This is a genomic window from Calothrix sp. FACHB-168, assembly GCF_963889195.1.
Classification (GTDB): Bacteria; Cyanobacteriota; Cyanobacteriia; order Cyanobacteriales; family Nostocaceae; genus Aulosira; species Aulosira anomala_A.
Genome location: NZ_CAWPNJ010000010.1, coordinates 204,978 through 216,928, shown reverse-complemented (window position 1 = coordinate 216,928; position 11,951 = coordinate 204,978). Strand labels below are relative to the sequence as shown.

The following is an 11,951-nucleotide window of genomic DNA, read 5'->3' as shown; positions in this document are numbered from 1 at the left end:
ATTGATTCTCAAGGTCGTGTAGTTAACACCTGGGCTGACATCATCAACCGCGCTAACTTGGGTATGGAAGTCATGCACGAGCGTAACGCTCACAACTTCCCCTTAGACTTGGCTGCTGGTGAAGTTGCTCCTGTTGCTCTGACTGCTCCTGCTATCAACGGCTAATTGCCCCAGATAACAATAGCTTCTCTGTGAATTCAAAAGCGCTCTCCCGGTTGGGAGGGCGCTTTTTTAATAATTTGTAATTCTTAGTTACAGGTACAAATCAAGTTGATTATACCTAGCTTGAAAATAGCGTTGACTGTTGACTGTTGACTATTGACTATTGACTATTGACTATTAACTATTGACTTCTAGCTTGAATTTCCGGATAGGTTAGAGTCCAGTTTTGTTTATCGTTAATTTGCCAATATAAACCTTGAAGCATGAGCCGCAGTGCAGTCCGAGTTCTGATGTAGTTTCTGATTAAATGTGTACCAGGTTGGGCAGAGATATCATCATATTTTTGACCATAGCCAAAAGGTTTGGAACATTCATGACCAAATCCTTTTACAGTTAATACAAAAAATGGTGCTTGTTTATATTTATCGGGAACCATGAATATACCATATACATTATGTTCGCCTAACCAAGGTTGGACAACAACTTTAGTAGCTTGTACTTGAAATTTTTGAATATTTGATGCGAGGAAAGCTTCTGAATTACATCGAGAATCATTTACAGGCCATAACAAAGTTACAGTAATTAGTGAAACAAGGAAGACTAAGACATAGATAAGTTGACGGTACATAAAGTCAACAATGAGTATTTATGAAATTTATGAAGTGTGTCAGTAGATGAAACTGCTAATAGGAAAATAATTAGTAATTTGAGCTACAATTTACTAATTCAAGGCTCTCATTACAATCATTTTTGGAGCAAATTTGTATTTTTAAAATAAGTTATAATCAACTAAATTTTTGTGGCATTCAACACTGATTGGTCATTGGTAATTGCTCAGAGACGCGATGAATCGCGTCTGTACAATTGTCATTTGTCCTCCTTGTCTCCCTTGTCCTCCTTGCACTTCTTCCCTAGCCTCCGGTCTGCTGCTAAGATTTTTTACAATATGGGTAGTAAAAGGCACGAATATCAGTTATATTCCCCTAAGCGTGGGAAATAAAGATGTTAATGGGAAGAATTAGGGAAAGTTTCCAAACTATTACAGGTTGGTTTTGTGCATTAGCGATCGCTCAAATTTTGGGGATAAATCACTCTGCAACAGCTGCTGATACAGTTGTGGTGCGATTTGGTCTGTTTGCAGAATCAATCTCAGTGGCGGATTTGCAAACGGCTGCGGAAACGGGAAAATTCCCCAGAGACTTGGAATCTTTTACCAACAGGCTATCAGAACAAGACCGTAACTTAATTTTAGGAGCGCTGAGAACTAAGCTACCGCTCAATGTGGTGACTATTAGTCGATTGCTGAATACGCAGATAGGGACAACGATTCTCAACGATTTAGCAACGGCTTTGGTGAGAAAAGACCAAGCCGGCGCACAAGCACTCAGAGCAGGATTTGTTTTAGGCTCTACTGCACCTCAAGGTCTTTCGATACTTTCGTTTATTAAAGCCTATCCTAGCCAACGTCTAGAAATTAATTTATCTCAAGCATTTGCCGTTGCCAGTAATTTAAACTCTGGCTTTTGGCTAACGCAACAGTTTATGCTGGCGATCGCGCCGCAATTTAACCCCACTACATCCCAATTATCTTTTCCCTTCGATCCCGGTTTGCGCGGAAACGAACAATTTCAGGTTTTGAGTTTGCAGTTAAATGACCAAAAACGTAACCGCAAAATCCCCACTGATATTTATTGGTCAAATGCTTCTAGCATAGAAAAACCTGTAATTGTCTTCAGTCATGGTTTTGGTTCGGTGCGTACAGATATGCGCTACCTCGCAGAACATTTAGCATCCCACGGTTATATAGTGGTGGCATTAGAACATCCGGGAAGTAATGCAACACATACTGAATTAGCAATTAAAAATAATACTAGACTTATCCAACCTCAAGAGTTTTTAGAACGTCCCAAGGATATTAGTTTTGTTCTCGATGAACTAGAAAAACTCAACCAAAAACCAAATCAGCCATTACAAGGCAAAATTGCGGCTGATAACGCGATGGTAATTGGTTATTCTTTTGGTGGCGGTACTGCTTTAGCTATTGCTGGTGCTGAGTTACAAATAGAAAATCTCAAGCAAAGATGTAAAAAGAATGTTACTGGCTTGAGTCTTGGGGAAACATTACAATGTGTGGCGCAAGAATTACCAGCTAATAGATATCAATTAGGGGATAGCAGAATTAAAAGAGCGATCGCTCTTAGTCCCACGACATCTTTAATATTTGGTAAAAATGGTTTGAGTAAGTTGCAAGTACCTACTTTAATCTGGGCTGCTTCTGCGGATAAAACTGTTCCCGCTTTACCAGAACAGTTTATCGGATTTACAGCAATGCCATCTCCTAAATGGTTAGTTGGCGTTTTGGGAGGTACCCATTTAAGTGTTAAAGATCCCAGTACCACCTTAGATCAAGAGCAAAGACTCAATACTCCTTTATCTGGTGGTGAGGTAGTTGGCGAGCAAGCTGCTGATATTCGTAAATATTTGCAAGCGATCGCTTTATCTTTCGCCGCACAACTAACTCCTGAAGCTGAAAAATATGCGGTTTTTCTCACACCAGATTATGCGCAGTTTGCTTCAACTCAAGCCTTTCCTATTCGTCTAGTGACAAAAATTCCTCCACAAGCAATGTTTATACTCAGAGAATTTACAGGTCAATAAAAGCAGCACATCAATATATTTTAGAGGGCATGGCACTGCCATGCCCCTACAGCTTGGTCTATATACCTGAAAATTGCTGAATATTAACGTCAAGACACTGAAAACCATTACTATTGACAATTGACTTATTCTTTTTTATTAAAAATTGTTTTTGTAAAATAATTTTTGTCATCAAAGCAATCTCATTAGCTTTCACTACAAATAGCTAAATTTCTTTCTTTAAAAAATATCTTTGATGTCCAGGTGGGAAATTATCGAGAACGCCAAATATTTGATAACCAAGATGTTGGTAAAAACCCAAGGATTGAAAACTAAATGTATCTAGATAAGCGTAACTACAACCGCGTTGTTTAGCTGCGCTTTCCGCTTGCAGCATGAGTTCTTTTCCATACCCTTGACTGCGCAATGCTTCCGCCACCCACAGGTGAGAAATAAATAACCATCCCCACTGTATTTGACCAACTAAACCCCCGACAATTTCCTGGTGTGGATCGCGGATAAAAACGGCTAAAGGTTGGTATACATCTTTTTCTATCTGTTGAGCATTATTGTATTCAACAAGTTGATTGATAACAGTACGAATATCCTCTGGCTGGGGATCGTCATCAACTGTAAATTTTAAGTCTGTCATATTTAGTGCCCTGAACCAATTAGCGCTACAATGTCACCACACTGAACTTTTGGTTTTGTACCATTATTCCTTAAGTAATTTGACACCTGAACTTTTATGTGCCTTTTCTGCACTGGATTTCGTTAGCTAAGAGAAAAAGTAACAGCAAACTTTTGTATCGGATTAAACTAGCTGCATACAGACATTTTGTAGCAAAGTTGACAAAATAGTACAGCAAGAGTCTGTATCTAAAAGAACTTGTAGCATCTCAACGCTTGTAAGATTTTTATGACTTCCCCGATTCGCTTTTTGATGTGCGCTCCTGACCACTACGATGTGGACTATGTGATTAATCCCTGGATGGAAGGGAATATCCATAAATCATCGCGCGATCGCGCTGTGGAACAGTGGCAAAAACTCTACCACGTAATCAAAGAACACGCCATTGTCGATTTAGTTACACCAGAAAAAGGCTGGCCTGACATGGTATTTACCGCTAACGCTGGCTTAGTGTTGGGCGATAATGTTGTTCTGAGTCGTTTTTTACACAAAGAACGTCAGGGAGAAGAGCCTTATTTCCAAAAATGGTTTGAAGCCAATGGTTACACAGTTCATGTCCTCCCCAAAGATTTACCTTTTGAAGGTGCGGGAGACGCCCTACTAGATCGAGAAGGACGCTGGTTATGGGCGGGTTATGGCTTCCGTTCAGAATTGGATTCTCACCCCTTCTTGGCGAAGTGGTTAGATATTGAAGTACTATCCCTACGGCTAATTGATGAGCGTTTTTATCATTTAGATACCTGCTTCTGTCCTTTAGCTAACGGTTATTTACTTTATTATCCTGGGGCCTTTGATTCCTACTCTAACCGCTTAATTGAAATGCGGGTAGCAGCAGAAAAACGCATTGCGATAGAAGAAGCTGATGCGGTGAATTTCGCCTGTAATGCGGTGAATGTAGACAGCATCGTGATTATGAACAAGGCGAGTGATAGTTTAAAATCTCGCTTGAAAAATGTCGGTTTCCAAATTATTGAAACGCCGCTCACAGAATTCCTCAAAGCTGGTGGTGCGGCTAAATGTCTGACTCTGCGGGTAACCGAACCAGTCAGGGATGAAGTTCATGCAAATGTATCTGTGGAAAGTCGGATTATCCGCTTAGAAGGGCATTTGCTTGATTCTGGCTTGATTAACCGCGCTTTAGACTTGATTGTTGATACAGGTGGTAGTTTCCAAGTTCTGAATTTTGACTTGGGAGAACAGCGCCAAAGTACCTCAGCAGCTGAAGTCAAGGTATCAGCACCATCTCATGAGGTAATGGAAGAAATTATCTCGCAGTTAATCGATTTGGGTGCGGTAGACTTGCCCCAAGATGAACGAGATGCGAAGCTAGAGCCTGTAATTCAAGCTGGTGTCGCCCCAGATGATTTTTATGTGAGTACAATTTATCCCACCGAAGTGCGGATTCATGGTGAGTGGGTGAAGGTGCAAAATCAGCGCATGGACGGCGCGATCGCAATTACTCGATCTGCTAATGGTTACGTTGCTAAGTGTAAAATATTACGCGATTTAGAAGTAGGCGAACAGGTAATTGTTGATGTCCAAGGTATCCGCACCATCCGCAAAACCGAATCGCGGGAACAGCGCAACGCCCAAGAATTCAGCTTTATGTCTGCTGGGGTTTCCAGCGAGCGCCGGGTGGAATTAGTCGTAGAACAAGTAGCTTGGGAATTACGTAAAATTCGCGATGCTGGCGGTAAAGTAGTTGTCACAGCCGGGCCTGTAGTGATTCACACTGGTGGCGGCGAACATCTCTCAAGGTTGATTCGGGAGGGATATGTCCAAGCTTTATTAGGCGGAAATGCGATCGCTGTCCATGACATCGAGCAAAATATGATGGGAACATCTCTCGGTGTGGATATGAAACGGGGTGTGGCTGTGCGTGGCGGACATCGTCATCACCTGAAGGTAATTAATACCATTCGCCGTCATGGCAGTATTGCTAAAGCCGTGGAAGCTGGCATAATTAAGAGTGGGGTAATGTATGAATGCGTACAAAATCATGTCCCCTTTGTCCTCGCCGGCTCGATTCGCGATGACGGGCCTTTACCCGACACGCAAATGGACTTACTCAAAGCACAGCAAGAATACGCCGAAAATCTAGCAGGTGCGGAGATGATTTTGATGCTGTCGAGTATGCTGCACTCCATTGGCGTGGGAAATATGACTCCGGCTGGGGTGAAAATGGTATGTGTGGATATTAATCCAGCTGTAGTTACCAAATTAAGCGATCGCGGTTCGATAGAATCGGTGGGTGTGGTGACAGATGTGGGATTATTCCTCAGTCTGTTAACCCAGCAGCTTGATAAGTTGACAAGTCCTTATCGGGCAGTGGTACGTTAAGAAACGTAACACACAGCGCTAAAGGTAAGAAAGGGAATGATGAGAGTAGCTTTCAAACGAGAGTTGCAAATTAATTGGGTAAGTGCGATCGCTGATTTTCTGCTAGCGGGTATGGTAATAGGCCCGCTAGCCGCTCCCTTTCTTGCTGCCTCTGGATCGTGGCTATTGGGAGTAATTGCCAATATTATTTATTTTATGGGCGTTCATGTCTGTCCCCAACCAGATATGGGCTTAGATTTAGCGCCACCACATATCATGGCTGTATGTATGCGTTGTTACGGGACTGTCAGTGGTTTATTCATAACGCGGCTGTTGTATGGGGTAACTGGTGGTAAAGGTTTTTATTGGTTAAGTCAGTATGGCTGGAATGGTGTCGCCTTAGCCATTGTTTTGATGATGGCTTATCCCGTGGAATTAGCCGCCCAGGTTCTTGGCTGGTGGGATTTTAATAATTATCTGGTTACACCATTTGGATTAATTACAGGTTTAGCCTGGGGATTATTCACCATGCCAATTTTGCACGGGCAAAGCGATCGCGGGTAAATTACCATAAAAATGATGCAATTTAAATGACGATTAGCTGAATATCCGTAATCAGAATGTTGTAATCAAGCTGAAATCACCAAACCTAATAGATACTTGTGTTAAATATTACAATATGCTAGGCGATCGTTCACTGGGAAGAATGCTAAATTTACACCTATGAACTGAATATTCAACATTTGCTGCCTTTTACACGTACTCATTGTTTTAATATTCATGGTTATTGGTACAAGACATCACCACAAACGCTTAAGTAATATTAACGAAATCATTATTAGTTAATTATAGATAAAATCAAGTTTTTCTAGGCTTAGTAAAGCTTTTATGCTGACTATTTTTTTGATAAAGATGTAATGAAATATACTTTTTCATGGCTTTAATTTAAGTACACAAGTGCTAAGTTAATCAATGTAGGAGAAAAAACAGTTGCAGACGATAAATAGCTGAATTTTCTTTCTACATGACTAGACTTTTATTAAGCCAATCTACCGATATGAAATTTATTCCTGCTAGTCTTCAGAAGCTATCAGTTGCTAGTGTTGTTGTTTGTTCAGTTTTGAGTGTTAGCCAAGTTAAGCCTGCTGCTGCTGCCAATCTGGTAGTTAATGGTAGCTTTGAAGATACTATAGTCACCAATCAGAATCGTTGGGACACCTACGACAAGATTATAGGTTGGGAGGCTACTAGTGGTGGCAAAATTGAACTTCAACGCGGCGGAGTAGCAGGCAAGGCTCAAGATGGGCAACAATTGACAGAATTGGATAGCCATCACTATACAAGTGAGAATAAAATCGGTATTTTTCAGGATATTGCTACCGAAATTGGTAGTAAATACCGCCTATCCTTTTTCTATTCACCACGCCCTAAGACAGAAGCAACAGAAAATAACTTTAGTGTTCTATTTGGTAACGTACTCAACCAGACTATTTCCGGTGGTAAAGGTGATGATATTATAACAAAATGGTCAAAGTATACAGTTGATATTGTTGCCAACAGTAACTTGTCCCGCTTGCAATTTGACTATGATGTCTCTAATGATAAGCAAAATACTTATGGTTCTTACATTGATAACGTTCGCGTAGAGAAAGTCCCGGAACCAGGAACATTATTAGGTATTGCACTGGTTGGTTTAGCTTTAGCCTCTAGGAGAAAGTTTGCTACTTATTCTACTTTCATCACTCGTGCTAGATAAGGGCTGTTAACAGTCAACAGTCAACAGTCAACAGTCAACAGTCAACAGTCAACAGTCAACAGTCAACAGTCAACAGTCAACAGTCAACAGTCAACAGTCAACAGTCAACAGAATAATGGCTATCTGACAAGCTTTGTACTGAGTTTAAATTTAGCTAGATTTCCGCCTGATTCTACAAGTCTATTTTAATGCCCAATGCCCAATGCCCAATGCCCAATGCCCATTAACTATTTACGTTTTGTCAACCATAGAGCGATCGCTCTACGCCACGAGCTATCATCTGTTTACATACCTTAATGGCTTGCCACAGGCATTACAGCCAATCTCAACCAAAAACTTAGATGAAATTACAAATTTAAATTGCTGATTATGGGTGAAGCAAAGCGTCGTAAAGACACATTAGGCGAAAATTACGGTCAAGATACTACCCGAATCTTACCTTGGGTACCAATTTCCAAATCTCAAGCCGAACAATTTGTCAGTTTGACGACTCGTGGGGCCTGGATTGGTATAGGAGTTATGGTAGCTGCTTGGGTAACCATCCGTTTTATCGGCCCAGCTTTTGGTTGGTGGGATGTAGTTTATTAACTAATCTCAGGAAATTCCCATCACACTGAAATATTGGGTAAATCAATCATCCCAACTTATATCAAGTACTTAGGGCACAATCAAATTGTGCCCTAAGTAGTTAATGAAGAGTAACAGTTAGACCGCATAGTTACACTTAACTATAAAGTTTTCTGTATTTTATGTAACTTTTTTCTATAATGACCAAAAAAATTTAGTACCTTATGTAACAATATCTCTGCAATCTGAACATTCCCGAAAATCTTGCCTAAATGGCAACATAGGTTTTTTCACTAGAGTTATTCTCAGTGTTTAATCCGATGACAGGGGGTTTTACATTTGGCATCGTGGTTACGTTACACTGAATGTATAATCCAAGACAGATAAATTATCTCAGTTTAGGAAATACTAAATCTCAAAGTTTTATGGTCATCTGCCAAATGCCATAGATTGAGGACAATGTAACTCAAGGTATCAAGTACTTGGGCAAGACCAAGCAGATGTTAGAGAATAAATTAGTTGATTAAGGGAGCCTATGTTGCTCAGGCTACGAAAACTATTCCCAAAGTCTTTACCAGTAAGGAATTTGGCTTCACTAGCCAATCTCAACCCAAGATGTATCTTTTATCTGGTTGACTAGTAGCAAATTTAAGTTACTCTTAAAGCGGATTACTATCTCAAACATCTAAACTGACAGAAGCATCTAAAGATAATCTTAAATTTAGGAATTCTGTCTGATATTTGGTCTTTGTAAATTGAATACTTTGATACGGTACTTAAAACCGTTATCTACTACCCTAAGCTAGGTAGTCAAAAAAGTCTACGTAAACGTATGGTTATTGTAATGGATAGTTTACAATACCATTGGATGAGAAAATCTAAAGAAAATATAAAAGAAATTCAAATGACTGTGGTGTCTGGAGGACAAAAGTGTTTCTGAGACTAGCGCATCAACATCGACAATTCGTACAAGACTTGGTAATGAACCTACAAGCCTTGGCAGTAGTACTGGAGCGACGCGGATATCCTGCATCCTGCTATACCTGCGGCGACCAGATGAATAGTGCTTCATTTATGGTGAGTTTGGGAGATAATCACCTAATTCGGTTTTTAGTATCTGACTACGGTATTACTTGGACAGAAATGCGAGACGATCGCGAATTAATGAAGTTAGAAGGTGCGGAAGCGATTAGTCAACTACAAGAGTTGGCGAATATTGTCAAGCAGTCTGCACCACCAGCGATCGCTGCAAATAAAGCCTTGGCTAAGAAGTTTTAAGGATTATTGCGGCTGATGGGCTATTGTCAAACAAGTATTGAGAATATATCTGGTAATCGGGAATTGGTAATTAGGAGTAAATTTTGACTCATCTATTACCTATTCACCGTTACCTTTAGTTATTTTATGGATGAATGGCTGACTACATCTTTGGAAACAATCAAGTTTACTGTGGCTAAAATTAACGCCTTACCATACACCTGATGTAGGATAGCGAGATTTTTAACAAAGATTTATTTTCACTACCCAGCGAGTGACAGATACCAGAAAACTATTCTTGGAGATATTTCCTAGCCAACTGAGCGGTTGAGTCATAAATATTACAAGCCATTACCAATGAGAATAAAAGGGGCCCAATAGTAGGGATGGCTGAAACCGCTACTGATAGCTATGGGAAGAGGATTGTTTTCCGGAGATTTCCCCGTAATTAAGGCGATTTGTGTTTGTCGCAAAGCCTCAGCTTTTGTCAATTTACCGGAAGATAACAAGGTGTAAAAAGCACTCATCAAGGCTTGCGTACCGCCATCATCTACAGACCATAATGAGGCAATTGTGGCTCTAGCGCCAGTTTTTTGCATTTGGTAAGCAAACCCTAAAATCTCCTCACCGTTACCTAATTTACCGCCTAAACCGGTTTCACAGGCACTCAAGACGACTAAATCAACGTTAGGTAAAGACCAGTTGGCGACATCTTGCAAGTGAATGCGATCGCCATTACCAAATAAAATAAATGAGTCTTCTGGTTTACCGACCACAAAAGCCGCATGGGTAGCTAAATGGACAATCGGATAGTCGTCCATTTGCGGGATGGTAGCTTGGGGATTAAAGGCTTGATCGAGTAGTTTTTGCGATCCGGGGAGGGTAGCGGCGATACTTTCTACTTCTTGTCCCGCAAATTGTAACCCAGCATAATTGAGTTGTTGAGTACCTACCTGAAATTGATAGTTACCCTGAGTAAACGCACCTGCTAAAGCCCGAAAATTTCTTTTTGGTGGGGTGTTAAAGTTACTCAGGCTAGCAGCAGTGATGTAATTAACACTAAAGCGCTCAACTAGCCATTGCTTACCATCATACAAAGCGCTCAGGGGAATGTAACGTAACTGATCGTCTGGTGCATAAATTAGTTGCTTCGCCCCTGCGAGTTTGATGTCATTTTCTAAGGGTTTAATCAGCCAATCGTATAATTGATTGGCTGTTTTTTTCGCATCTTGACGCCGAGGACTTTGTAAATCTTGGCGAAAAGTGGCTATTGTTTGGTTTAGCTGTTCTCTGGTGACTTTAACTGGGCGATGGACGGGTACAGATTCGGGGCTGACTACTACCAATTCCAAGCTATCTTGAAGAACTAGGGGATAAATTAACACAGATTTTTCTGGTAATTTGGCTAAATTATCCCGGAGTTCGTTGATACTGCCTAAATCTAAATTTTGCCCTTTGGCTGCGCGGCTAATTTGGTCTAATTGTGCTTTTACAGGCGGGCTAGCGATAAAATCGTTAAATTGCTTTAAGAGTTTTTGCTGAGTTAAAACGATTTCTTCTATACGTTGTTTTTCCTGGGGCGATCGCTGTTCGGGGGGAATTTTTCGCAGCTTGGTTAACTCTTTACCCAGTTCGACAGCATTATCTAGAGTTTGCTCTAACTTTTGTTTTGTTGCTGTTTCTTGGGGGATAATATTGATCCCTTTAGCAGTTTGCTGATTACCCCTTACTCCCGAAGCAAAACCTTGTAATTCTTCTACCTTGAGTAAATCTAGACTGCGTTGGGCTTCTGCTACCCTCCCCTGTTTCAATAGTTTGTCGCCCAAAATGCGATAGGTTTGGGCAACTGTGATACTATAGGCGTCTGGTTGGGGTGCAGATAGCAATGATGGCTCTAACCTGGCTTGCTCGCGATTGATGAGACAATGTTTATAAAAGAAAATTGCTAACTCTGGTTGCTTTTGAATATCAAATAGGTAGCCAATGTTACTATAGGTTTTACCTAATTGGACGCGATCGCCTAATTCTTTGTTAATTAATAAAGCTTGCTGATAGGATTGCAGCGATTGGGCATAATTGGCTTGTTTTTGGTAAATTCTGCCCATATTATTCAAAGTCACAGCTTCCCAAAAACGCTCGCCTCTATCTGTGCTAATAGTTAAAGCTTGTTCTAATTTTTGGAAACCTTCTTTTAATTGACCTTGCTCTGATAATTTTACTGCTTCTTCATTCAGCAGTTTAATCTGGCTAGATGGCTGATTGTTTTCTGGTGAGTTTTGCTGGGTGCTAGGAGTTTGATTTACCTGTTGCTTTTGTTGGGTATTACACCCAGAAAGGCAAATCATCAAGGTAGTTATAATAACAATATATATTTGAGAATAATATCGCATAACAAAACACCCCCTATTTTTGGGAGCGTAAATGATAAAGTAATAAATTATCTGATTTTGCCGCTCCTGAGTTAACAAAGCTAACTCAGCATCCACATATCTTGATACTATTCTACCAGAAAGAGCCGTGTGGAAGTTTTAGCCCGACTCTGAGCTTGCTTTGAGCAGAGAT

The 11,951-nt window shown here is 40.6% G+C and carries 11 protein-coding genes; 8 read left to right on the top strand and 3 right to left on the bottom strand.

From position 1 onward, the window contains the following. The coding region (locus AACW45_RS04785; RefSeq protein ID WP_190631589.1) for a photosystem II protein D1 at positions 1-165 on the top strand (165 nt) is incomplete at its 5' end. Positions 166-343: 178 nt separating this feature from the next. Here the strand turns inward: AACW45_RS04785 and AACW45_RS04780 are convergent. Further along, the gene (locus AACW45_RS04780) at positions 344-790 is read right to left on the bottom strand and encodes a hypothetical protein (protein ID WP_190631587.1); all 447 of its coding nucleotides are present in this window, start codon (positions 788-790) and stop codon (positions 344-346) included. A 380-nt stretch (positions 791-1,170) separates the two neighbouring features. On the opposite strand from AACW45_RS04780, the gene AACW45_RS04775 reads away from it, so the two are divergent. Continuing rightward, positions 1,171-2,820 carry an alpha/beta hydrolase gene (locus AACW45_RS04775; RefSeq protein ID WP_190631619.1) on the top strand — a complete coding sequence of 550 codons (1,650 nt, stop codon included), beginning with the start codon at positions 1,171-1,173 and terminating at the stop codon, positions 2,818-2,820. Between the two features lie 205 nt (positions 2,821-3,025). On the opposite strand, the gene AACW45_RS04770 is transcribed toward AACW45_RS04775, so the two are convergent. Then, the gene (locus AACW45_RS04770) at positions 3,026-3,451 is read right to left on the bottom strand and encodes a GNAT family N-acetyltransferase (protein WP_190631585.1); all 426 of its coding nucleotides are present in this window, start codon (positions 3,449-3,451) and stop codon (positions 3,026-3,028) included. Positions 3,452-3,718: 267 nt separating this feature from the next. Between AACW45_RS04770 and argZ the strand changes: the two genes are divergently transcribed. The 6 genes from argZ to AACW45_RS04740 all read left to right on the top strand — a co-directional run bounded on the left by argZ (position 3,719) and on the right by AACW45_RS04740 (position 9,410). Then, positions 3,719-5,830 carry a bifunctional arginine dihydrolase/ornithine cyclodeaminase gene (argZ, locus tag AACW45_RS04765; protein WP_190631583.1) on the top strand — a complete coding sequence of 704 codons (2,112 nt, stop codon included), beginning with the start codon at positions 3,719-3,721 and terminating at the stop codon, positions 5,828-5,830. Positions 5,831-5,866: 36 nt separating this feature from the next. After that, positions 5,867-6,373, top strand: a complete 507-nt coding sequence (locus tag AACW45_RS04760) for a DUF2085 domain-containing protein (protein ID WP_190631581.1) — start codon at positions 5,867-5,869, stop codon at positions 6,371-6,373. A 460-nt stretch (positions 6,374-6,833) separates the two neighbouring features. Then, positions 6,834-7,565, top strand: a complete 732-nt coding sequence (locus AACW45_RS04755; protein ID WP_190631579.1) for a DUF642 domain-containing protein — start codon at positions 6,834-6,836, stop codon at positions 7,563-7,565. A 202-nt stretch (positions 7,566-7,767) separates the two neighbouring features. Next, positions 7,768-7,932 carry a hypothetical protein gene (locus AACW45_RS04750; protein ID WP_190631577.1) on the top strand — a complete coding sequence of 55 codons (165 nt, stop codon included), beginning with the start codon at positions 7,768-7,770 and terminating at the stop codon, positions 7,930-7,932. A gap of 2 nt (positions 7,933-7,934) precedes the next feature. Next, the gene (locus tag AACW45_RS04745; protein ID WP_190631575.1) at positions 7,935-8,153 is read left to right on the top strand and encodes a DUF2839 domain-containing protein; all 219 of its coding nucleotides are present in this window, start codon (positions 7,935-7,937) and stop codon (positions 8,151-8,153) included. A 909-nt stretch (positions 8,154-9,062) separates the two neighbouring features. Then, a complete protein-coding gene (locus tag AACW45_RS04740; RefSeq protein ID WP_190631573.1) occupies positions 9,063-9,410 on the top strand; it encodes a DUF1815 family protein in 348 nt (115 codons plus the stop codon). A gap of 320 nt (positions 9,411-9,730) precedes the next feature. On the opposite strand, the gene AACW45_RS04735 is transcribed toward AACW45_RS04740, so the two are convergent. Next, positions 9,731-11,779, bottom strand: a complete 2,049-nt coding sequence (locus AACW45_RS04735) for a CHAT domain-containing protein (RefSeq protein WP_190631571.1) — start codon at positions 11,777-11,779, stop codon at positions 9,731-9,733. Positions 11,780-11,951 lie beyond the last annotated feature (172 nt).

Bases quoted from the DNA above. Each gene is read 5' to 3' on its own strand.
- AACW45_RS04760 (WP_190631581.1), top strand. From the start codon at position 5,867: ATGATGAGAGTAGCTTTCAAACGAGAGTTGCAAATTAATTGGGTAAGT.
- AACW45_RS04775 (WP_190631619.1), top strand. From the start codon at position 1,171: ATGGGAAGAATTAGGGAAAGTTTCCAAACTATTACAGGTTGGTTTTGT.
- AACW45_RS04750 (WP_190631577.1), top strand. From the start codon at position 7,768: ATGCCCAATGCCCAATGCCCATTAACTATTTACGTTTTGTCAACCATA.
- AACW45_RS04780 (WP_190631587.1), bottom strand. From the start codon at position 790: ATGTACCGTCAACTTATCTATGTCTTAGTCTTCCTTGTTTCACTAATT.
- AACW45_RS04735 (WP_190631571.1), bottom strand. From the start codon at position 11,779: ATGCGATATTATTCTCAAATATATATTGTTATTATAACTACCTTGATG.
- AACW45_RS04770 (WP_190631585.1), bottom strand. From the start codon at position 3,451: ATGACAGACTTAAAATTTACAGTTGATGACGATCCCCAGCCAGAGGAT.
- argZ (WP_190631583.1), top strand. From the start codon at position 3,719: ATGACTTCCCCGATTCGCTTTTTGATGTGCGCTCCTGACCACTACGAT.
- AACW45_RS04745 (WP_190631575.1), top strand. From the start codon at position 7,935: ATGGGTGAAGCAAAGCGTCGTAAAGACACATTAGGCGAAAATTACGGT.
- AACW45_RS04755 (WP_190631579.1), top strand. From the start codon at position 6,834: ATGACTAGACTTTTATTAAGCCAATCTACCGATATGAAATTTATTCCT.